The sequence below is a fragment of the Streptomyces sp. NPDC127119 genome, assembly GCF_042677425.1.
GTDB lineage: Bacteria > Actinomycetota > Actinomycetes > Streptomycetales > Streptomycetaceae > Streptomyces.
Window position 1 is genome coordinate 1 of the sequence record NZ_JBHXTO010000153.1, and the last position, 22,289, is coordinate 22,289.

Annotated in this window: 12 protein-coding genes; 4 read left to right on the forward strand and 8 right to left on the reverse strand. The window is 70.5% G+C overall.

The window, feature by feature from the left end:
- Nucleotides 1-80: 80 nt before the first annotated feature.
- Both ACFVH5_RS37740 and ACFVH5_RS37745 read right to left on the reverse strand, forming a co-directional pair.
- A complete protein-coding gene (locus ACFVH5_RS37740; protein ID WP_385838204.1) occupies nucleotides 81-1,169 on the reverse strand; it encodes a branched-chain amino acid aminotransferase in 1,089 nt (362 codons plus the stop codon).
- Nucleotides 1,170-1,457: 288 nt separating this feature from the next.
- On the reverse strand, nucleotides 1,458-2,498 hold the full coding sequence (locus ACFVH5_RS37745) for a 3-isopropylmalate dehydrogenase (RefSeq protein ID WP_385838205.1): 1,041 nt from the start codon (nucleotides 2,496-2,498) through the stop codon (nucleotides 1,458-1,460).
- 153 nt (nucleotides 2,499-2,651) lie between these two features.
- Between ACFVH5_RS37745 and ACFVH5_RS37750 the strand changes: the two genes are divergently transcribed.
- Complete coding sequence (locus ACFVH5_RS37750; protein ID WP_385838206.1) at nucleotides 2,652-4,235, forward strand: purple acid phosphatase family protein; 1,584 nt, start codon at nucleotides 2,652-2,654, stop codon at nucleotides 4,233-4,235.
- A gap of 60 nt (nucleotides 4,236-4,295) precedes the next feature.
- On the opposite strand, the gene ACFVH5_RS37755 is transcribed toward ACFVH5_RS37750, so the two are convergent.
- Together ACFVH5_RS37755 and ACFVH5_RS37760 are read right to left on the reverse strand one after the other, a co-directional pair.
- Complete coding sequence (locus ACFVH5_RS37755) at nucleotides 4,296-4,424, reverse strand: hypothetical protein (protein ID WP_265649617.1); 129 nt, start codon at nucleotides 4,422-4,424, stop codon at nucleotides 4,296-4,298.
- A gap of 256 nt (nucleotides 4,425-4,680) precedes the next feature.
- The gene (locus ACFVH5_RS37760; RefSeq protein WP_385838208.1) at nucleotides 4,681-5,589 is read right to left on the reverse strand and encodes a LysR family transcriptional regulator; all 909 of its coding nucleotides are present in this window, start codon (nucleotides 5,587-5,589) and stop codon (nucleotides 4,681-4,683) included.
- Nucleotides 5,590-5,776: 187 nt separating this feature from the next.
- Here ACFVH5_RS37760 and ACFVH5_RS37765 point away from each other — a divergent pair, with 187 nt between their 5' ends.
- On the forward strand, nucleotides 5,777-6,823 hold the full coding sequence (locus ACFVH5_RS37765; protein WP_385838209.1) for an NADP-dependent oxidoreductase: 1,047 nt from the start codon (nucleotides 5,777-5,779) through the stop codon (nucleotides 6,821-6,823).
- Between the two features lie 155 nt (nucleotides 6,824-6,978).
- Here the strand turns inward: ACFVH5_RS37765 and pruA are convergent, their stop codons facing one another.
- Nucleotides 6,979-8,619, reverse strand: coding sequence for an L-glutamate gamma-semialdehyde dehydrogenase (gene pruA / locus ACFVH5_RS37770; RefSeq protein ID WP_385838210.1), 1,641 nt, complete (start codon nucleotides 8,617-8,619; stop codon nucleotides 6,979-6,981).
- A 90-nt stretch (nucleotides 8,620-8,709) separates the two neighbouring features.
- Nucleotides 8,710-9,636 carry a proline dehydrogenase family protein gene (locus ACFVH5_RS37775; RefSeq protein WP_385838211.1) on the reverse strand — a complete coding sequence of 309 codons (927 nt, stop codon included), beginning with the start codon at nucleotides 9,634-9,636 and terminating at the stop codon, nucleotides 8,710-8,712.
- 150 nt (nucleotides 9,637-9,786) lie between these two features.
- Between ACFVH5_RS37775 and ACFVH5_RS37780 the strand changes: the two genes are divergently transcribed.
- A complete protein-coding gene (locus tag ACFVH5_RS37780; protein WP_385838212.1) occupies nucleotides 9,787-11,022 on the forward strand; it encodes a PucR family transcriptional regulator in 1,236 nt (411 codons plus the stop codon).
- 4 nt (nucleotides 11,023-11,026) lie between these two features.
- On the opposite strand, the gene ACFVH5_RS37785 is transcribed toward ACFVH5_RS37780, so the two are convergent.
- Nucleotides 11,027-19,564 (reverse strand): SpvB/TcaC N-terminal domain-containing protein, encoded by an 8,538-nt coding sequence (locus ACFVH5_RS37785; RefSeq protein WP_385838213.1) that lies wholly within the window; start codon nucleotides 19,562-19,564, stop codon nucleotides 11,027-11,029.
- Between the two features lie 357 nt (nucleotides 19,565-19,921).
- Nucleotides 19,922-20,542: a TetR/AcrR family transcriptional regulator gene (locus ACFVH5_RS37790; RefSeq protein WP_385838214.1), complete on the reverse strand. Its 621-nt coding sequence runs from the start codon at nucleotides 20,540-20,542 to the stop codon at nucleotides 19,922-19,924.
- Between the two features lie 97 nt (nucleotides 20,543-20,639).
- Between ACFVH5_RS37790 and ACFVH5_RS37795 the strand changes: the two genes are divergently transcribed.
- Nucleotides 20,640-22,229, forward strand: coding sequence for an MFS transporter (locus ACFVH5_RS37795; RefSeq protein ID WP_385838215.1), 1,590 nt, complete (start codon nucleotides 20,640-20,642; stop codon nucleotides 22,227-22,229).
- The last annotated feature ends 60 nt before the right edge of the window (nucleotides 22,230-22,289 follow it).

The following is a 22,289-nucleotide window of genomic DNA, read 5'->3' on the forward strand; positions in this document are numbered from 1 at the left end:
CCCCCAGGTACCTGGGGGCGCGGGGACCTGCGCAGTCTTTTGGTCTTTTCGGGGGTTCGGGGGCGGCGCCCCCGTGGAGGTCAGCCGAGGGTGTGCATCCAGTTGTGGGTGTCCTTCGAGACGCCCCGCTGAATGTCCAGCAGCGCCTCACGCAGCTTCAGCGTGACCTCCCCGGGCCCACCCCCACTCTGCTGCCACTCACCACCCGCACTCTTCACCGTGCCGACGGGAGTGATGACCGCCGCCGTCCCGCACGCGAACACCTCCGTGAGCGTCCCGTCCGCGGCGTCCCGCCTCCACTGGTCGCTGGAGATCCGCGCTTCCTCGGATCCGTACCCGAGGTCGCGGGCGACCGAGAGGAGCGAGTCACGGGTGACCCCCTCCAGGATGGACCCGCTGAGCGTGGGCGTGACGATCCTGTCCCCGTACACGAAGTACAGGTTCATGCCGCCGAGCTCCTCCACCCACTTGTGCTCGACCGCGTCGAGGTAGCAGACCTGGTCGCACCCCTTCGCCGCGGCCTCGGCCTGCGCGAGCAGCGACGCGGCGTAGTTGCCGCCGGTCTTGGCGTCGCCGACGCCGCCCGGGACGGCACGCACCCGGTCCTCGGACAGCCAGATGGAGACGGGCTTCACCCCGCCCGGGAAGTACGCCCCGGCGGGCGACGCGATGACGATGAAGAGGTACTCGTTCGCGGGCCGCACCCCGAGACCGACCTCGGTGGCGATCATGAACGGCCGCAGATAGAGCGACTCCTCGCCGCCGTGCGCCGGCACCCACGCCTTGTCCTGCTGGATCAGCACGTCGCAGGCCTCGATGAAGGTCTCGACGGGCAGCTCGGGCATGGCCAGCCGGCGGGCGGAGGACTGGAAGCGCAGGGCGTTGCGGTCGGGGCGGAACGTGGCGACCGACCCGTCGGGCTGCCGGTAGGCCTTCAGCCCTTCGAAGATCTCCTGCGCGTAGTGCAGGACGCTCGTCGCGGGGTCGACGGAGAGCGGGCCGTACGGGACGAGCTGGCCGTCGTGCCAGCCACGGCCCTCCGTCCACTTGATCGTCACCATGTGGTCGGTGAAGTGGCGGCCGAATCCCGGGCTGACCAGGATCTCCTCGCGCTCCGCGTCGGACAGCGGGGACGAGGAGGGCTTTAGCTCGATCGTGGGCGTCGTCATGAGTGGTTTGTCCTTCACCGGTTGTGTGTGACGGGCCGCGCTCACGCCTGTACTGCCAGTGGCCAGTGTTAGGACGTCCGAGCATGTCGTCATTTCGCGGCTCCGCGTTCGATTATCGCGCGAGATGAGCCGAATGGGGCACCACCCCTGCCACGTATGTCGTGGAAGCCGTGGAGGGGGGCGAAACGGTGTGAATGCGGCCCAGGGATTGATGGTGACACCCGGCGGGGCATACGAAAAGCCGCCGGGTGCGGAAGCGACCCGGCGGCTTGGGGTGGTACCGGCGGGTCAGCCGGATACTCGGGCGGCGAGCGCGTCGCCGATCTCCTCGGTGGTACGGGTGGTGGCGCCGCGCTCCGCGAGGTCGGCGGAGACGGCGTCCTCGATGCGGGCGGCCTCGGTCTCGTGACCGAGGTGGCGCAGGAGGAGGGCGACCGACAGCACGGTGGCGCTGGGGTCGGCCTTGCCCTGGCCCGCGATGTCCGGGGCCGAGCCGTGGACCGGCTCGAACATGGACGGGAACTCGCCGCTCGGGTTGATGTTGCCGGACGCGGCGACGCCGATGCCGCCGGAGACGGCCGCGGCGAGGTCGGTGATGATGTCGCCGAAGAGGTTGTCGGTGACGATCACGTCGAAGCGCGCGGGGTCCGTGACGAGGTAGATCGTCGCGGCGTCCACGTGGATGTAGTCCGTGGTGACCTCGGGAAACTCCTCGGCCACCGTGTTGAAGACGTTCGTCCACAGGTGGCCCGCGAAGGTGAGCACGTTGTTCTTGTGGACCAGCGTGAGCTTCTTGCGGGGCCGGGCCTGGGCGCGGGCGAAGGCGTCACGCACGACGCGCTCGACACCGAAGGCCGTGTTCACGGAGACCTCGGTGGCGATCTCGTGCGGGGTGCCCTTGCGGATCGTGCCGCCGTTGCCGGTGTACGGACCCTCGGTGCCCTCGCGGACGACGACGAAGTCGATCTCCGGCTGGCCCGCGAGCGGGGTGGCGACACCCGGCAGGAGCTTCGACGGACGCAGGTTGACGTGGTGGTCGAAGGCGAAGCGGAGCTTCAGCAGGAAGCCGCGCTCCAGGACTCCGGACGGGACCGACGGGTCGCCGATCGCGCCGAGCAGGATGGCGTCGTGCTGCTTCAGGGCTTCGAGGTCGGCGTCGGTGAGGGTCTCACCGGTCGCGCGGTAGCGCCGGGCGCCGAAGTCGAACTCCTTGGTCTCCAGCTTCACATCCTGCGGGAGGACGGCGGAGAGGACCTTCAGGCCTTGGGCCACGACTTCCTGGCCGATGCCGTCACCGGGGATCACTGCGAGATCGATGCTGCGAGACATGTCGGCACCCTACTCCCCGTCCCACGGGATGACATGGGCCGTCCGTCATACGGACACAGCCGGGTGGCCGCACCGCGTACGCGCATCAATCCGTCGCCACCCGTTCACCTGTACGTATGGCGGTTGTCGGTGCTTGCTGGGAAGTTCACAGGCATGGACACTCCCGACGTCGGCATCCCGCCGCGGCTCGCACGCCGGATGAACATGGCGGAGCAGTACGAGTACCTGCGGACGAAGTTCACCCGCCGCCGCGCGCTGGTGAGCGCGGGCGCGGTGGCCGGCGGCCTGCTGGCCGGGTGTTCCGGCTCGGGCTCCGGCTCGGACGCGGCGAGCCGGTCCGCCTCTCCCCTGGCCGCCGGCTCCACCCCCACCGAACGGGTGGACGGGGCGGTCGTGACCCCCTTCGGCCGCCATCTCGCCTTCGGCGCGGACCCGAAGACCCAGATGCGGATCTCCTGGCAGGTGCCGCTCACGGTCAGGAAGCCGTACGTACGGGTGGGGCTGAAGCCGTGGGAGCTGAGCCGCAAGATCGAGGCCGAGGTGCGCGATCTGCACACCCCCGGGCTCGACGGCGTACGGCTCGCCCTCGACCAGTTCTATCTGCACGCCGCCCTGGACGGTCTGCGGCCCGGGACGACGTACTACTACGGCGTCGGGCACGAGGGGTTCGACCCGGCGTCCAAGGAACGGCACTCCACGGTCGGCTCCTTCACCACGGCGCCCGCCCGTGCGGAGAAGTTCGTGTTCACGGCCTTCGGCGACCAGGGCGTCACCCCGGACGCGCTCGCCAACGACAAGCTGATCCTCGGCCGCGAGCCCGCCTTCCATCTGCACGCGGGAGACATCTGCTACGCGGACGTGACGGGCCACGGCGAGGAGTCGGACATCTACGACCCGACCGCCTGGGACCTGTTCCTCAAGCAGACGGAGACGGTCGCGAAGACGGTCCCGTGGATGGTGACGACCGGCAACCACGACATGGAGGCCTGGTACTCGTCGAACGGCTACGGCGGCCAGTCGGCCCGCTTCTCGCTCCCCGAGAACGGCTTCGACGCGAAGAACTCCCCGGGCGTCTACTCGTTCACGTACGGCAATGTCGGGATCGTGGCGCTGGACGCGAACGACGTGTCGTACGAGATCCCCGCCAACAAGGGCTATTCGGAGGGCCGGCAGACGGCCTGGCTCGACAGACGGCTCGCGGAACTGCGCAAGGACGACGGGATCGACTTCGTCGTGGTCTTCTTCCACCACTGCGCCTACTCGACGTCGACCCACGCCTCGGACGGCGGTGTGCGGGACGCCTGGCTGCCGCTGTTCACCAAGCACCAGGTGGATCTGGTGATCAACGGCCACAACCATGTGTACGAGCGCACCGACGCGATCAAGAACGGCGGGGTGGGCAAGCCGGTACCCATCGGCGCGTCGACCGATCCGACACGGGACGGGATCGTGTACGTCACGGCGGGCGGCGCGGGCAAGAGCCTGTACAGCTTCCCCTCAGGGGTGAAGGACAGCTACGAGGGCAAGGTCGTCGACCGCGAGTCCGTGGACACGTACCACTGGACGAAGTCGAAGAACCAGAATCCCGACACCGTGGAGTGGTCGCGGGTGCGGTACACCGGCTACTCCTTCCTCTCCGTGGAGGCGGAGGCGGGACCGGCTCCCCGGCTCACGGTGTCGGCGCTCGCCGAGAGCGGGAAGCGCATCGACCACTTCGAGGTGCGGCGCGGGGCGTGAGGCCCCGCGCCGCACGTCGAGCGGGCGCGGCTCCCGGCTCGTGCGAGTGACGTACGGGGCTCAGTGGCCGGTCGAGCCGCCGTTGTCCCGGCGGTCGAGGGCGCGCTGGAGCGCGGCTGCTGCGTTCTTGCGGTCGGACTCGCTGGTGCGGGAGACGTGACGGACTCGGCGGGCGGTCGTCTCGGCCATGATGAATCGGCTCCTTGCCTCCGGCAGCGAACGCCGGAAGTGGGGTGAGGGGGTTACGAGACGCCGGAAGAGGCGGGGAGCGGGGCCGCAGGGGTTGCCTGCAAGGGGCTCCGGCTCACGACCGCCATTCGCTGGGTCGAGCGAGACGTTCGGCTCCTTCAAAGCTAAGCGAGGACTCCGCATCTGTCTCCATAGTTAGTCGGACTTCCTACTATCTGAGACGGCGGATCGGGCCACCCCTCCCTGACCTGCGCTTCTACCGTTCGATCTTCGGCCGCGGCGCGAGACCCCGCAGCTCTCTGATCAGTGCGCGCACCGCGAGCGTCGAGGCGAGTCCGGGCGTGGTCACGTATCCCACGGAGCGGGTCGGACGGTCGGGGCCGAGGTCGGTAATCTCCAGGGTCGGCGGGGCGCCCGTCAGGGACAGCGCGGGCATGATGGCCATGCCCAGACCGCTGCCGACCATCGAGAGCACCGCCCCGTCGTCCTCGGCCCGGACCGTCGCGCACGGGATCCAGTCCTGCCCGGCCCACCAGCTCCTGGTGTACGCGGAGCAGTTCTCCCGCCAGTCGACCAACGGCAGTGAGCGCGGCCGGGGATGTCCGGCCGGATGCACCAGCGAGTACGGCTCCTCCAGGAGCACGTCGCCGATCAGTTCGGGCGGGACCGGCGCGCTCGTGCCGAGGGTCGCGATGCCGAGGTCGGCCCGGCCGTCGGCCACCTCCCCCGCCACGCCGGGGCCGACCTCGCGTACGACCCGTACGGTCGGCTCGATGCCGGGGTGGCGTGCGGTCAGCCGTTCCAGCGCGGGCGGCAGCAGATACAGGGCGGCGCTGCGGAACGCGGCGATGCGCAGCGGTCCGGCGACGGTGTCGCCGCCGTCGGGGCCCGCGCCCACACCCCGCGTCTCGGCGACGAGTGTCTCCAGCATGCGCAGGACGCGCCGCGCGTGGGTCGCGGCGCGGGCCCCGGCGGGGGTGGGCCGGGCGCCGTGCCGGCCGCGGTCGAAGAGGACGACGCCGAGTTTGCGCTCGATGCCGCGTACCGCGTGGGAGACGGCGGACTGGGTCGTGCCGAGCGTGACGGCCGCCGCGGAGAAGCCGCCCTCGCTCGCCACGGCGACCAGGGTCCGCAGTTCCTGCGGCGCGAGATCGGCTGTGCTCATGGGGTCCCCCACCTGTTTCCCGCCTGCTCCCACCTGCTGCCCTGTGGGGGCGGCGCCCCCTGAAGGCAAAAAGACTGCGCCGTTCCCCGCGCCCCTGAGAGGGCCATGAGGGCCGCTCATGGATGCGGCCGTTCCATGAGCGCAACCCTCTGCCCGCCCGGCGCATTCCTGCCTACGGTCCCTGTCCATGACCCTCCCCGTGACCACCCCTGTGACCACCCCCAGGACCGTCTCGCCCGATGTCGCGCTCACCGTGCAGCAGACCGCCCGGCCGACCGGCTTCCCCACCCCCGGCCACTTCCGGTTCGCCGAGTCGGCGGTGCCCGAACCGGCGCCCGGCACAGCCCTGGTGGAGAACCTGTACTGGTCCGTCGATCCGTACCACCGCGAAATGATGGACGGGGACTTCGAGTTGAACGCCCCGCTGGAGGGCCGCACGCTCGGCCGGGTCGTGGAGTCCCGTGATCCGGCGCTGCGCGAGGGCGAGATCGTGTTCCACCGGCTCGGCTGGCGCACCCATTCCGTCGTACGCCCCGAGGAGACCCGCCGCCTCCCCCGCCACGACGGCGTACCGCTCTCCGCGCATCTGAGTCTCTTCGGCGGCACCGGTCTGACCGCGTACGTCGGACTCACCCGGATCGCGCGGCTCCGCGAGGGCGACGACGTGTTCGTCTCGGCGGCGGCCGGCGGGGTCGGTACGGCCACCGGACGCCTCGCCCGACTGCTCGGCGCGGGACGGCTGGTGGGCAGCGCGGGCTCGGCGGCGAAGGTCGCGTACCTCAAGGAGCAGGTCGGCTACGACGAGGCCTTCGACCACCACGGGGGTTCCGTCGCCGGGCAGTTGGCGAAAGCCGCCCCCACCGGCATCGACCTGTTCGTCGACAACGTCGGCGGTGAGCACCTCGGCGCCGCGATCGGCGCCCTGCGCGGACGCGGGCGGGTGGTGCGGATCGGCACGGTCGGCCAGTACAACACCCCGGACGCGCCGCCCGTCCTCTACAACCACGCCGACGTCGTCGAGAAGAGCCTGCGGATCGAGGGCTTCCTGGTGAGCAACTACCAGGACGTGCAGGAGGAGTTGTACGCGTTCGCCGTCCCCCATCTGCTCGCCGGCAGGCTGGCCCTGGACGAGACGGTCGTCGACGGCTTCGAGGGGATCGTGGAGGCGTTCCTGTCGATGCTGCGGGGCGGCAACACGGGCAAGATGATCGTCCGGCGCGACGGGACCGGCTGACCGGCACAGGCACGCCGCCCCCGGCCCGGAGGGATGCTTCCGGGGCGGGGGCGGTTCGGTGGGGACGCCGGTCCGTGTGCGGGGGCGTCCCGGTCCGGGAGGGGCGGAACTCGGCTCAGGTACGAGTCCGGTCTCGGCCCATGTGCGGGTCGGTCTCAGCCCATGTGCGGGTACGGGTAGTCGGTCGGGGCGACCAGCGTCTCCTTGATGGCGCGGGTCAGCGTCCAGCGCATCAGGTTCTGCGGGGCGCCCGCCTTGTCGTTCGTGCCGGACGCGCGACCGCCGCCGAAGGGCTGCTGGCCGACGACGGCACCGGTCGACTTGTCGTTGATGTAGAAGTTGCCCGCGGCGTAGCGCAGCTTGTCCATCGTGTACGCGGCGGCGGCGCGGTCGCCCGCAATGACCGAGCCGGTGAGCGCGTAGTCCGAGACCGACTCCATCTGGGCCAGCATCTCGTCGTAGCCCTCGGGAGTGCTGTCGTCGTAGACGTGCACGGCGAGGAACGGGCCGAAGTACTCCGTGGTGAAGACCTCGTTGGCCGGGTCGGAGCACTCGACGACGGTCGGGCGGACGAAGTAGCCCACCGAGTCGTCGTAGGTGCCGCCCGCGACGATCGTGCAGGTCGGGTCCGCGGCGGCCCGGTCGATCGCTGCCTTGTTCTTGGCGAAGGACCGCTCGTCGATGACGGCGCCGATGAAGTTCGACAGGTCGGTGACGTCACCCATGGTGATGCCGTCGATCTCGGCCGCGAACTCCTCCTTGAAGCCGGAGTTCCAGATGGAGGCCGGAATGTAGGCGCGCGAGGAGGCGCTGCACTTCTGGCCCTGGTACTCGAAGGAGCCGCGGGTCAGGGCGGTCTTCAGGACGGCGCGGTCGGCGCTCGGGTGCGCGACGACGAAGTCCTTGCCGCCGGTCTCGCCGACCATGCGCGGGTAGGTGCGGTACTTCTCGATGTTGTTGCCGACCGTCTTCCACAGGTACTGGAAGGTCTTGGTCGAGCCCGTGAAGTGCACGCCCGCGAGGTCGCGGTGCTCCAGGGCGGCCCCGGAGACCTCGATGCCGTCGCCGGTGACGAGGTTGATGACGCCCTTGGGCAGGCCCGCCTCCTCCAGGAGCTGCATGAGCAGCACGGCGGCGTGGGTCTGCGTCGGGGACGGCTTCCACACGACGACGTTGCCCATGAGCGCGGGTGCGGTGGGCAGGTTGCCCGCGATGGCCGTGAAGTTGAACGGCGTGATCGCGTAGACGAAGCCTTCGAGCGGGCGGTGGTCGAGCCGGTTCCAGACGCCGGGCGAGTTCGCCGGGGGCTGCTCGGCGAGCAGGTCACGGGCGTACTTGACGTTGAAGCGCCAGAAGTCGACCAGTTCGCAGGGACAGTCGATCTCCGCCTGCTGGGCCGTCTTGGACTGGCCGAGCATCGTGGAGGCGGCGAGGGTCTCGCGCCACGGGCCGGACAGCAGTTCGGCGGCGCGCAGGATGATCGCGGCACGGTCGTCGAAGGACATCGCGCGCCAGGTGGGCGCGGCGGCGAGGGCCGCGTCGACGGCGTCCTGGGCGTCCTGCTTCGTGGCGTTCGCGTAGGTGCCGAGGCGCGCCTTGTGATTGTGCGGCTGCACGACGTCGAAACGCTCGCCGCCGCCCATCCGCTTCTCGCCGCCGATGGTCATCGGCAGGTCGATCGGGTTCTCGGCCAGCTCCTTGAGCTTCGCCTCCAGGCGGGCGCGCTCGGGCGTGCCGGGGGCGTAGCCGTGCACCGGCTCGTTGACGGGCGTGGGGACCTGGGTCACTGCGTCCATGGGTTCCGTACTCCTTGATGAGCGGGTGTTTCGGGGCTCGGGCCCGCGGTGGCGGCCCCCTTGCTGAAGTCCTGGGGCTGGGCGCCCGTGTCAGTCCCTGGTGAGGACCGACCGGGCGAAGAAGAGGAGGTTGGCCGGCTTCTCCGCCAAGCGGCGCATGAAGTAGCCGTACCAGTCCGTGCCGTAGGCGGTGTAGACCCGCATGCGGTGGCCCTCGGCGGCGAGCCGCAGGTGCTCGTCGCTCCTGATCCCGTACAGCATCTGGAACTCGTACTCGTCGATCTTGCGTCCGGCGCGCCGTCCCAGTTCCTGCGCGATGGAGATCAGGCGCGGGTCGTGGGAGCCGATCATCGGGTACCCGTCGCCCTCCATGAGGATGCGCAGGACCCGTACGTACGCCTTGTCGATCTCGGGCTTCTGCAGGTACGCGACCTCGGCGGGCTCCTTGTACGCGCCCTTCACGAGCCGTACGCGGCTGCCGTTCGCGGCGAGGCGGCGGGCGTCGGCCTCGGTGCGGAAGAGGTAGGCCTGGATGACGCAGCCGGTCTCGGGGAAGTCCTTGCGGAGCTCCTCGTGGATGGCGAACATCGAGTCGAGGGTGGTGTGGTCCTCGGCGTCGAGCGTGACGGTCGTGCCGATGGCGGCGGCGGCCTCGACGACGGGTCGGACATTGGCGAGGGCCAGCTCGTGGCCGCCCTCCAGCGCCTGTCCGAACATCGACAGCTTCACCGACATCTCGGCGCGCGTCCCGAGGTCGAGTTCCGCGAGGCGGCCGATGAGCTCCAGGTAGGCGTCACGGGCGCCCGCGGCCTGCTCGGGGGTGGTGATGTCCTCGCCGACGACATCCATGGTCAGCTCCAGGCCCTTGGCCGTGAGGTCCTGGATGATCGGCACGATCTGGTCGACGCTCTCGCCCGGGATGAAGCGGTCGACGACCGGCCTGGTCACCGGGGCCGCCGAGACGAGACGACGCATCCGGTCGCTGCGCGAGGCGGCGAGAATCACGGGACCCAGCACGGGGCACCTCCACAGAAAGCCGGTAGACGGAGAACCACCGTGAAACCTAGGGATTCCCCCGATCGTCAGCCATCGACAGCTGTCACGCATCCGTGTCGCCGATCTCAGACAGATGTATGAAGGCGGCCGGAATCGAGGCACAATGCCCAGGTGACGGCCGAATTCAAGGGTGACTATCAAGACCTGGTCGACGAGATCTCGGAGCTCCTCGGCGCCCCCGCGACGCTGGAGAACCGCGACTTCGAGCTGATCGCCTTCGGCGCGTACGACAGCGAGGGCGAGCTGGACGCCTCCGCGCTGGACCCGGTGCGCGCCCGCTCGATCCTCACGCGCCGCTCCACTTCGGCGGTCCGCACCTGGTTCGAGAGTTTCGGCATCGCGCGGGCGACCGGGCCGGTCCGCATCCCGCCGACCCCGGAGGCGGGCGTCCACCGGGGCCGCGTCTGCCTCCCGGTACGCCATCGGGGTGTCGCCCTCGGCTATGTGTGGCTCCTGGCCGACGAGCCGGGGCCCACCGACCGGCAGCTCGCCGCGGCCATGGAGGTGACGCCGCGCATCGGCGCCCTGCTCGCGGACGAGGCCCAGGCGGGCGCCGACCTGAGCCGCGAACTGCGCGCCGTGCTCAGCGCCGGGAGCGGCTGGCAGCGGGAGCTGGCGGTGACGGAACTGCGTACGGCCCTGGGCCCGCGCGGCGAGGGCCCGCACACCGTGCTCTGCGTGGCCGCCTGGCCGTCGGCCGACCCCGACGACGCCCCTTCCGTCCGGACGATCCCGGGCGCCACCGCGCTGTGCGCCCTCCCCTGGAACACCGACGACCAGGGCCTGGCCCTGCTGGTCCGGCTGCGCTCCCCCGAGGTCCTCACCCCGGCGACGACGGCGGCAGCCCGCCTCCTGGAGAGGGCCGAGGAGGTACGGGGGTCCGCCCCGCCCGGGCTGCGGGCGAACGAGATGGCCGGGGGCGCACCGGGCGGCGGCCGTGCGGCGGCCGGGATCGCCGTCCCCCGCACCGGTCTCGCCGATCTCCCCGCCGCCTGGCAGGAGGCCTCCGCCGCCGCCCGCGCGGCCCTGGCGGAGCCCCGGCTCGGGCCGGTCGCGCACTGGTCGTCGATCGGCCCGTACCGCCTGCTGTCGACGATGTCCCCGGCCGCCGCCACCGACCCGGCCGTCCGCCCGCTGCTCACCCCCGCCCATCGCGAACTGGCCCGCACCGCCGAGGTGTTCCTCGACCGTGCGGGCCAGGCCGGCCGCGCCGCGGCGGAACTGGGCGTCCACCGCCAGACCCTCTACTACCGTCTGTCACGCGTCGAACAGCTCACGGGCCTGGACCTGTCCGACGGCGAGGACCGGCTGTTGCTGCACATGGCGATCAAGGCGCGGCGCCTCTAGGGCCTCAGGGGGCTAGCGCCATCACCCCGGTTCCGATGGCCAGGAGCACCGCGCCGAAGAACGTCAGCCTGTTCCGCTGTTCCGCGGGTGTGGGCAGGGGGACGGGGGTGGGGGCGGGCACGCGTACCTCCTGTTCCTGTTCGACCTGCTTGGTGGTGGTGTAGGTGATCACTCCCTTGCCGGGATAGGTCTGTGACGACTCCATCTCCAGCAGAGTGTTCTCCTCGTACCAGGACGGCTCCTCCTCCCGCTCCAGGTCGAATCCGGCGGCGACGATCCGGGTGTCCCCCTTGGCCAGCAGCTGGGCCTGGAGGTTGTCCACGTACCACTCGACGTCCGTCACGCCCTGTTTCTCGGCCCGGCCGCCCTTGTGCTTGGCGTCCCACACGTAGACGAAGGTGTCCGTCCAGAGGATGAGGTCGGCCCAGCCGCCGTTGACGTAGTTCTCCGGATTGCGCGGTTCCAGGCTCTGGCGGTCCATGGTCACCCTGCCGCCCGGATGGGTGTCCTCCAACTGCCGCCCCGCCATGGTGATCGCCTGGTCGTGGTGGCGGGTGAACTTCTCCATGAGGTGCCGTCCGAGGTTGAACTCCTCCCCCTCGGGGGTGCGGCCGGAGGGATCGGAGTACCCGACGGGGTTGTCGTAGGCGTACCCGTACAGGTTGAGGTTGGCCGGGCGCCGCACCCCGCCGTTCGGTGAGCCGTCCAGATAGCCGCCGAGCGCCGGGTCCGGGGACTGCCACAGGCCCGCGCGCGCGTCGTAGTAGCGCGCCCCGTGGTACGAGTAGCCGGTCTCCTCGTCCAGTTCCTTACCGGTGAACCGGTACGGGTTGTCCGCGCCCTTGTTCTCGTCGACCCAGACCTCCCCCGACGGGAAGTAGTCGAGGTGCTCGGCGACCCGGCCCTTCTCGTCCGTGCCGAACGATGTCGAGCCCAGATGGTCGGCGTGGTAGTAGAACTGGTCCTTCTCGTAGAGCCCGAGGGGCTTGGAGGTCTTCGTGGCGATGCGGGTCGTGCCCACGAAGACGTGCTTGAACTCCTGGAGGCCGCGCGTCGAGTAGTTCTGGTTCGGGTAGAGGGCCGTCTGCGTGCCCTCCTTCACGACCCGCTTGCCGTCGGCGTCGTACGTGAAGCGGACGGTCGGCGACTTGCCGAGCTTGTCGCAGGACGACGGTTCCTGTTCCACCGTCTCGAACTTCCACAGGTCGTGGACGCAGGCCAGCCGGTTGCCCTCGTCCCAGACCTGCTGGCGGCGCGGGTGGCCGAGGGCGTCGGACTCGCTGTCGATCAGGTTGCCATTGGCGTCGTACGACAGGGACTCCTCGCCGACCCGGGAGGGGGCGTGCGGGCTCGGGTCCTTGTACGCGTAGGTGTTGGCGTAGGTGGTGTGCTTCTGCACGTTCTCGTGACCGCCGTCCGACACGATCGCGTGGCGCTGGTCCTTGCTCGTGATGTTGTTGATCGTGTCGTACGTGGTCGACACCGCGTACGTGTCGGTCTTCTTCTTGGCGAAGTCGTACGAGCCGGTCGCCTTCGTCAGGCGGTAGAGGTTGTCGTAGGTGTAGGTCTGGACGGTGGGCCCGCCCGTCTCGGTTGTTTCCGCGGTCTCGGCCGCGTCCGCCGTGCCCGCGGCGTCCGCGGCCTCCGCGGCACCGGCGGTGGGTTCGGCCGTGTTCTCCTGACGGGTGACGTTGCCGACCGCGTCGTAGGTGTAGCTGAGCTTCTGGAACGACTCGCCCTTCGGCAGCGTCGAGTTCAGCGTCGCGAGGCGGCGGTCCTCGGCGTCGTACGCGTACGACGTCGCCGTGCCGTTGCCCAGCTCGACGCGGGTCCGCTGGCCGAACTTGTCGTAGTCCAGGGACTTCACATAGTCGTAGCTGTAGTGCTTCTTGGTGCCCGTCGCCGCGGTGACCTGGCCACCGCTGTCGTAGGTGTACTCCAGTTCCTCGCCGTCGGGGTACGTCAGCGACAGGACCCTGCCGAAGCTGTCGTAGCGGTAGCCCGTGGTGAAGAGGCTGGTCGTGTGGAGGGGGCCCGGCAGCGTGCGGGTCTCCTCGACGACCTCACCGAGGGGGCCGTACTGCCGCTTCACCGTTCCCGCGGCGTCCTCGATCTTCGCCACCCGGCCGGCGGTGTTGTCCTTGGCGCCCGGATCGCCGTACGTGTAGCGGACGTCGTTGTCCTTGAAGACCGGGTAGTCGACCTTCACGAGGCGGTTGAAGTCGTACTCGTACGCGATCGCCTTGTGCTTCTTCGCCAGGTTCGCGGTGACCGAGCGGGTCACGTTGCCCGCCGGGTCGTAACCCGTCGTGGTGCGGCCCGCGTCCGGGGAGTCGACGACCGTACGGCGGCCGAAGTCGTCGTACTCGCTCATGGTCGTGTTGTTCCCGTCGTCCACGACCTTCGTCAGCTGTCCGAGCGCGTCGAAGGCGTACGAGGTCCAGATCGGCGCGTCGCCCTTCTTCGCCCCGGGTTCGCGTATCGCGGTCTGCTGCCGGCGCACATCCACGTAGGTGCGGGTCTGGTTGTCCTTCGCGTCGGTCGCCACCGTCTCGAACTGCGGCCGGCCCGCCCGGTCCTTGCCGAAGCCGTAGGCCAGGGAGGTCACCGTCCCGTCCGGCAGTTCCGTGCGCAGCGCGCGGTCGAGTACGTCGTAGGTGATGCGGGCCGGTCCGACCGTGTCGACGGCCGGGTTGTAGGCCGTGTTGGCGGCGCCCTTCGGTTCGGTGACCGGGTAGTACTGCTGCACGACCCGGCCCAGCGCGTCGAAGACACCGCGGCCGGAGACCGTCATCACGTCCTTGCCCGCGACCTCGGCGTCCTTCTTCGTCTGGACGACCCGGCCGAGACCGTCGACGAAGGTGACGGTGTCGATCGTGTCGTCCTTCACCTTCCCGTCCGCGGCACGGTCCAGATGACGGGTGACCGCGTACGGGACGGCGGCCTCGGGGTGGTACGCGAAGGCGATGGTCGGGCGGTCCGCCTTGTGGTCGTGCGGTCCGGTCACCGACGCCACCCGGCCGGCCCGGTCGTAGGTGGTGCGGATCTTCTGGCCGTTGATGTCGACGGACTCGCTCCGCAGACCGAACCGCAGGTCGTACTCGGCCGTCGAGCGGTAGCCGAAGCTGTCCTTCGTCGCCGTCACGTACGTGCCGGTCGGGCCGTCGTACTCGTAGGTCAGCCGGTAGCGCTGACCCCGGTGGTTCTCCGGTGACTTGACCGACTTCAGCGTGCCGGTGTCGTTGTACTCCAGGTCGGTGACGGCCTTCTCGCCGTGGGTCTGCTCGGCGGTGTGGCGGGTGACGTCACCCGTCGCGCAGTCCACCTCCGACTCGCGCGAGCGCATCTTCCTGCCGCCGCCGTACACCTCCACCGCGCGCGCGATGCCGACGATGTGGGTGTCGGCGCACTCGGTGTACCGGGTCTTCGTCTCCACGTCGTCGGCGGCGCCCGGTTCGCCGTAATCGGTCGTGCGGATCACGTTGCCCAGGTCGTCGTACGCCAGCTCCTTCGACGTGCTCTTGCCCGGTGCCGCCGCGCCCTCGTACCAGCGTGACTCCGTCTTCGTCAGACGGGGAAAGAGGGTGGCGCGGGTCGAGTTGCCGTCGGCGGGCTCGCCGGTGGTGATGTCCCGCAGGTCGTAGGTGTTCAGCGTCTCGGTGAACAGGGCGCCCGAGCTGTCCGCCACCGTCTGCCGCTCGACCAGGCCGCGCGTGTAGTGGCCGCGGGTGTCGTACTCGGTGGTGGAGGTGCGCTGCCCGTCCTCGGTGGTGGCGACGGTTCCGTAGCCGCGGAACTCGCGCTCCAGGCGGTCGTACGCGCCGTCCCGGTAGGTGAAGGCCGTCGACCGGGTGTCGGGGCCGTCGCCGGGCAGGTTGTCGTGGACCTTCGCACCGCTCAGCAGCCAGCGGGTGGCGGGCTGGTCGTAGGTGTTGCCGTCGCGCGTGTAGTCGAGGTCGATGCGCGAACCCAGCGGCCGGGACACGGACTTGAGGAGGTTGGTGCGGCCCGTGCGGTTGGCGGCGACGGTCAGCTCGCTGTCCTTGGTGGAGGCGAGGTGGTCGGCGAGCCCGTCGCCGTCGATGTCGCGCAGCATCTGCTCGGCGCGCGAGGCACCGGTGGAGACGCTCGCGCCCGGGTTGGTGATGACGCAGCCGGTCACGAACAGCGTGCAGAAGGGGATCGTGAAGTAGGCGCCGCCGCCGAGCTTGGCGTTGGAGTCCTTGTTGATCCCGTCCAGGCTGCCCTTGAAGGGCACCGGATCGGCGAAGTCGGAGCCGGTGTTGAGGGCGACCCGGATGGGGTCGCCCGCGAGGACGCGGTCGGCGCGGCCGTCGCCGTTGACGTCGACCAGGGAGTTCTTGGTGGACGACGTGGTCCGGTCGAAGGAGGCGCCGCCGCCGAAGCCGTAGAAGTCGGTCTCGAACCCGATGTTGACGCCCGAGCTGGAGCTGCTGCCCTCGTTGATCTTCCCGCCGGGCCAGGGTTCGGCTGCGGCGAAGCGGTAGCCGAGGTTGAGGGCGGCGCGGCCGTTCTCGTAGACGCGGTCGGGAAGCTGGTCGCCGTTGATGTCCAGCAGGTCGAAGCGGCCGTCGGACTTTCCGCTGCCGAGGTTGCCGCCGACGCCCAGCGGGGGCATGTCGTTGCCGGAGGTCGCGGTGTTGGCGGTGCCCGTGGCGGGCGGGGCGGCGTGGCCCCGGCCGGTGGCGAGGGTGCGGGCGGCGCTGCCCGCGTTGGCGTTGCCGGTGACGTTGTCCGACTCGCGTACCGCTCCGCCGGGGACGTCGCCCTTGGTGGCGCCGAGCACGCCGGTCGGTTCGGTGTACTGCACACCGGCGGAGCCGACGACGTCGGGGTAGCTGTCGCCGTTCATGTCAAGGTAGTCGAGGACGCCCTGAGAGGTGCCGAAGGCGACGCTGCCGCCGACGGTTCCCACCCCGCCGCCGACCGAGCCGGTCAGCGAGATCTGCTCGGACTCCGAGATCCGGGGCACGGCCTGCACGGAGGCGAGGGACTCGGCGGTGGGCAGGCCGATGGTCTGTCCGCCGTAGCGCGAGCCGGCCGCCTCGTCCGCGGCGACCCAGACGTCACCGGAGGTCCAGCGGCCGTTCTCCCGGTCGGGCGTGAACGGCACCACGTCCGGCGGGGCGATCCGCGGGTCCCTCTCGAACTCCTCGCGCTCGGCCGCCGGGTCCACGTCGTCGGGCAGCCGGTCGGGGATGGACTCGCCGGTCAGGTCGGCCTGCCTGATGGGCTGTTCGGCGCGGTCGCCGTTGCCGTTGTAGCCGACGGCGGCCCAGCCGCGGTACGGGCGGGCGAAGACGCCCTCGGTGGCGCGGGTGTGCACGGTGGCGGCGACGGTGTCCTCGCCCACGGTCACCTGCGCCGAGGTGACGCCGGAGCCGGTGACGTCGAAGTACAGCGCGTCGCCCGCCTGAGCGTCGACCCGCAACGACGGTGGCTCACCGCCCGGTTGCACGGTCTCCTTGGCGAGCAGCGCGCCGCGCTTCTTCACCGTGAACACGGCGGTTCCGGAGCCGCCCTCTGTCCGCGGGGTGACGGTGAGCGTGCCACCGGGGGCGGTGTACGCGCGCTGCGGCTCCCCACGGGTCGTATAGGTGTCGATGTCGTACGGCGGGCTGAACTCCGCCTCGCCCTCCACGCCTTCGGCCTCGGTGTACTCGGCCCGCGGCGCCCATTGCAGTGCGGCGAGGTCGATCGGGGAGTCGGTCCTGATCCGCCAGGTGAGCCGCTGCCCCTTGGTGACGGTGACGGAGTTGCCGACGTCGAAGGTGCCGGTCTCGGCCGCGCCGACGGTCCGCTCCACGACAGGGTCGCCGTCCCGGGTGATCAGGACGGTGAGGTCGTCGGTGGTGGCCGCCGTCTTCTTCAGATCACCGGTCAGGCGCAGGGTGCCCGTCGCCGGTGCCTCGACGCTTCCGGCACGCCCGGTGAGGGTGAAGTCCTCGGACGCCTGGTAGGAGTGCAGGGGCAGCCCGTTGGCGTCGGTCGCCTCGAACCCGGTGTACGTGACCGCCGGATCCCAGGCGACCTGGTCGGCGGCGCCGTCGAAGACCGAGCCGACCCGGAAGTACAGCTGGTCGCCCTGCTCCACCTCGATCGCGTCGACGCCCTCGGGGGTGCGCGGGGTGCGGTCGTCCTGCTGGACGCGGGCCGACCACAGCTCCCGGTTCTCGTGCTGGACGGCCACCCGGACACCGTCCGGGTCGGCGAACTCGGGGAGTTCCCCGGGCACTTCCTCCAGGGTCACGCTGCCGGTGACGGCCACCGTGCCGTCGTAGGGCGCGGTCCACCGGCGCACCGAGTCCACCAGCGGGAAGGAGGCGATCCGGCGTTCGCGCTCGGCGGTCAGGTCGGGCAGGGTGCCCGCCGCGTCGACCGTGCCGGTGCCGATCGGCGCGGGGGTGTCGGCGGCCGATCCGTAGGTCACCTCGCCGTCGGCGCCGACCCGGCCGAACACCACGGCGGAGCCGTTGACGAGGTCCACCACGCCGTCGGCGTTGACGTCGGCGAAGTAGCGCCGGGTCGTGGAGACGGTACTGATGTGGTCCAGTTGCTGGGCGCCCGCCAGATAGCTCTCGATGCCCGCGGTGCGGCTGCTGGTGGACTCGCTGAAGATTCCCGGCAGGTTGTGCAGGGCGGTCGTGGTGGCGGCGAACTTCGGCTCGCCGCCCGGCCGGGAGAGGTTCTTGCGGAAGACGTAACCGTCACCGCGCTCGAACACCTTGTCCGGCAGATTGTCGCCGTCCACGTCGAGGAGGGCGAGCAGCCCCTCGTCGGTGGACCGGTTGAAGCCCGCCTTCACACCGGCGGAGCCGCTCTTGGAACGGTTCGAACCGAAGCCGACGTACAGGTGGCCGCCCGCGCCGGTGGAGGTGTTGCCGTTGAGCGCCCCGGCCTCACCGGCGCCCGGACGCACACCGTTCACCCGGCCGTTGCGCACGTTGTCGTCCGGCGAGGACCAGTCGACCTTCGCGAACGCGTCGTACGCGCCGTCGGCGTCGCGGATGTCGTCGTAGTAGGAGAACTCGTGCTCGGCGAAGACCTTGCCGTCGGCGTCGAGCTGCGCGACCGACTTCAGCAGCGTCTTGTGGAACGCGCCCTCGCGATAGGCGAGTTCGTAGCCGCGCACCAGCTCGTCCCGGAACCGCACCTCGATACGGCGCAGCAGGTCGGCGGTGACGCGCTTGAAGCCGCCGCGCGCGTCGATGGACACGTCGGCGCGGCGCGGCTCGCCCAGTTCGCGGTCCCTGACGAAGGTCACCGTGTAGGGCCCGTCGGTGTCCCCGTGCCCGCTGTACGCGATCTTCTTGACGTACAGCTCGCGTCCCGCGACGGTCCCGCCCGCCACACCCGCGTCCTCGACGGGCGCGTAGCTGTAGCGCACGGTGTTGCCGTGCGGGTCGCGCACCTCGCGCAGCGCCCAGGAGAAGACGCTGCCCTCGTCGTCCGTCAGCACGGCGCCCTCACCGCCGTAGACATGGCGGACCCCGGACTTGTCGGTCACCTCCCAGCCGTACGTCTTCGGCGAGTCACCGGTGCGGACGATGCGCGCGAAGCCGCCCTCGACCCGGGTGTGGAAGATCTTGTCGCCCTCGCTGCGCGGCTGCGGCTGCGTGCGGTGCGCGACCGGGGTGAGCTGTTCGCCGCCCAGTACGTACGTCTCGGTCTCCTTGGCCGTGTCGTAGCGCGGCACGCCCCAGCGGGTGTCGATGGAGACCGACGGCGTCGAGAGTTCCCAGCCGTTGCCCAGCCAGCTGTCGGCGGAGGCGGAGGAGTAACCGATGGAGAGGGCGGGCTCCGCTCCCCCGCGGCCGGCCGGCAGCTCCAGCGGGTACGAGAGCCGGGCGTCGCCCTGGCTGTTGGCGGCCGGGGCGGCGATCTGCCCGACACCGGCGGAGGGGTCGGCGGCCTGAATGCCCTTGATCCGGTTGGGGTCGTGGCTGACCTGCTCGGGGCCCTCGGGCGCGGTGACGGTGGCGTTCACCATGTCGGTGAAGTGGCTGGTCCGCGAGACGACGACCTGCTTCTCCTCGTCGACCGCGAGCCGCTCCAGCGGCTGCCAGCAGTCGGCGGCCTCGTCGTAGTAGAACGTCCGTATGTCGTTCGGTGTGAGCCCGGCCGTCTTCACCGCGTCGGGGTCGTACGGCAGGGTCACCGTGATGTCGGCCTCGAAGGTGTGCGGGGTCGGCGTGAACCGGTAACCGCTCGGTCCTTTGGTCATGTTGTCCATGCCGGAGCCGAGGCCCGGCATGCTGCTCTCGGTCAGCGGCTGGACGCCGATCTCCGTCGGCCGGTCCACCGCCTCCGGCGCGAGCGCCACTTCGGCGCCGTCGCGTTCGACGCGCTTGGTCACCCCGGTGCCGGGGACGACCCACTCCTTGGTCACCGGGGCGGATTCCGCGGCGATCGGCCCCTTCGCCGTCGCCTCCGACCCCGGTACGCAGCCGCCCAGGGGCTGCACATCGGCCGCTGGTACCGGTTCGCCGGCCCGCCATACGCTGCCGGACAGCAGCGACACGAGCAGGGCGAACCCCAGTAACAGCGGAAGAAAACGTCTACGTCCCCACACCCGACCGGCCATGATGCGGCCCGACCCTTCAGCAGCGGCTAATTCGGCAGGTTGCGCTGTTCCGGAAAGATCCGGTGGGTGTCACAGCGGGTACCACAGCGGGCTGTTCACGCACAGAAAACACACACCGAACACACGTGCACCACATAGTCGGGTCGGCGTGTACACGTCACCAGTGGAAAACCCGCCGCCGTGTCGGCGGGTTCTGGCCATGAGGCGGGGTGGGCTGCCGGGCGGGTCCGCCGGAAGGGCTCGCGTCCGGCGGGGACGTTCGGCGGGAGAGGCGGGAGTCGGACGGCCCGACCCTCAGGCCGGCGGCTCACCCTTCGCCCCCGGCACCTTCCCCTGCGTCGCCTCGACGACCTTCCGCAGGCCCGCGGTGAGTTCGTCGGCGTCGGTCGCGGTCCCGGGATCGAAGGTCCACTGGGCGATGAGCCCCATCATCAGGGTCATGTAGAACTTGCCCAGGGTGTCGACGTCCCCCTCGGACACCTCCTCCTCCAGGCCGCCCATCAGCATCGGGATGATGCCGCGCGCCCCTTCGCGCTGGGCCTTCGCGAGATGGGCGCGCACCCCCGGCAGCTTGTCGCCCATGGCCACGATCTCCATGCTGAGATGCCAGGGCGAGCCGGGTGTGCGCATGGTCGCGATGACGCTCTTCCAGACCTCGTGGAACCGCTCCAGCGAACCCGGTTCCGAACCGGCCACCCCCCGCGGCTCCTCCGCGCCGTCGAAGCCGTCGGAGACCCCCTCGACGATCGAGATGTACGCCTCCGCGAGCAGCGTGTCCTTCGACCCGTAGTGGTAGCCGATCGACGCCAGGTTCGTCCCCGACTCCTTGACGATGTCGCGCGCGGTCGTCCGCGCGAAGCCCTTCTCCAGCAGGCAGCGCTTGGCGCCTTCGAGCAGATCCTCACGGTGTCCCATGCCGGTCACCCTACCCGCGCGACAGACAACCGTCCCAGACGTACGTATTACACAAGCGTACTAGACACTCGTTTAAGACGGCCGTACAGTCCAGGACATGACGAACCCGCCGAACCCTTCGAGCCCGGTCGCCGATGCCGCGCCCCCGTCCGGACCCCGGGCCGGCCGCCGCGAATGGACCGCTCTCGGCGTCCTGATGCTGCCGCTGCTCCTGGTGTCCATGGACGTCTCGGTCCTCTACTTCGCGATTCCCCGGATCAGCGCGGACCTGGAGCCGAGCGGCACCCAGCAGCTGTGGATCTTCGACGTGTACGCCTTCGTGCTCGCCGGGCTGCTGATGACGATGGGCTCGGTCGGTGACCGCATCGGCCGCCGCAGGCTCCTCCTGATCGGCGCCGCCGCCTTCGGCGCCGCCTCGCTGGCCGCCGCGTACGCGAACAGCCCGGAGACGCTGATCGCGGCCCGCGCGGTGCTCGGCATCGGCGGGGCCACCCTGATGCCGTCCACGCTGGCGATGATCCGCACGCTCTTCACGGACCCGGGCCAGCGCTCCAAGGCGATCGGCCTGTGGTCCGCGGTGATGACGGGCGGTGTCGCGCTCGGTTCGGTGATGAGCGGTGTCCTCGTCGAGCACTTCTGGTGGGGCTCGGTGTTCCTGGTGAACCTGCCCGCGATGGCACTCCTGCTGGTCCTCGGCCCGTTCCTGCTCCCGGAGTCCAGGAACCCGTCGCCGGGCCGCTTCGACCTGCTGAGCGTGCCGCTGTCCATGGCCGCCGTACTGCCGGTGATCTACGGCGTCAAGGAGATCCCGTCGGAGGGCTGGAACGTCCGTTACGTCGTCTCGATGACCGTCGGCCTGCTCTTCGCCGCCCTGTTCGTCCACCGCCAGCGGACCGCCGCGTCACCGATGCTGCCGCCCGCGCTCTTCCGCGGGCGGGGCTTCACGCCCGCGGTCGTACTGAACCTGCTGTCGTCGTTCGCCATGCTGGGCTCGGCGTACTTCACCACGCAGTACCTCCAGTCCGTGCTCGGCAAGAGCTCCATGGAGGCCGCGCTGTGGGCCCTGCTGCCCACCGTGCCGGTCGGGGTCGCGGCTCCGGTCGCCGCGCGGCTCGTGCAGCGGGGAGTGAACCGGGCGTACGTCGTCTCCGGGGGCTTCGTCCTCGCCGCCTGCGGCTACGGGATGCTCACCGTCGCCGGTACGGACTCGATGTGGCTGGTGCTCGCCGCGGCGGGCGTCATCGCCTCCGGGATCGTCGTCGTGATGTCCCAGATGATGGACCTGGCACTGGGCACCGTGCCGGCCGAGCAGGCGGGGACCGCGTCCTCGGTGCTGGAGACCGGGGCGGAGTTCGGGGGTGCGCTGGGGATGGCGCTGCTGGGGTCGATCGGGACGGCGGTGTACCGGCACGAGATGCCGGCCTCCGCGCCGGCCGGGGCGCACGAGACGCTGGGGGCGGCGCTTGCCGAGGCTCAGCGGTTGCCCTCGCGGGCGGGGGAATCGCTGGTGGTCGCGGCTCGGGAGGCGTTCACGAGTGGGATGCAGGCGGCTGCGGTCGCGGGGGTGCTGCTTCTTGTGGGCGCGGCGGTGCTGGCGTCGCTGACGCTGCGCGAGGTACGGGTCCGCACCCCGGAATGCGCTCAGCCGGATCTCGCCCCCGCCGCCCCTGCCCATTCCCGTCCCTGACACGGGGGCTCAGCCCCCGAACCCCCGCTGCGCAGTTCCCCGCGCCCCCAGGTACCCAGG

Coding starts and splice junctions, on each gene's coding strand:
- ACFVH5_RS37755 (WP_265649617.1), bottom strand. CDS start 4,424: ATGGCCGAGACGACCGCCCGCCGAGTCCGTCACGTCTCCCGCACCAGC.
- ACFVH5_RS37790 (WP_385838214.1), bottom strand. CDS start 20,542: ATGGGACACCGTGAGGATCTGCTCGAAGGCGCCAAGCGCTGCCTGCTG.
- ACFVH5_RS37760 (WP_385838208.1), bottom strand. CDS start 5,589: ATGAGCACAGCCGATCTCGCGCCGCAGGAACTGCGGACCCTGGTCGCC.
- ACFVH5_RS37740 (WP_385838204.1), bottom strand. CDS start 1,169: ATGACGACGCCCACGATCGAGCTAAAGCCCTCCTCGTCCCCGCTGTCC.
- ACFVH5_RS37745 (WP_385838205.1), bottom strand. CDS start 2,498: ATGTCTCGCAGCATCGATCTCGCAGTGATCCCCGGTGACGGCATCGGC.
- pruA (WP_385838210.1), bottom strand. CDS start 8,619: ATGGACGCAGTGACCCAGGTCCCCACGCCCGTCAACGAGCCGGTGCAC.
- ACFVH5_RS37750 (WP_385838206.1), top strand. CDS start 2,652: ATGGACACTCCCGACGTCGGCATCCCGCCGCGGCTCGCACGCCGGATG.
- ACFVH5_RS37765 (WP_385838209.1), top strand. CDS start 5,777: ATGACCCTCCCCGTGACCACCCCTGTGACCACCCCCAGGACCGTCTCG.
- ACFVH5_RS37795 (WP_385838215.1), top strand. CDS start 20,640: ATGACGAACCCGCCGAACCCTTCGAGCCCGGTCGCCGATGCCGCGCCC.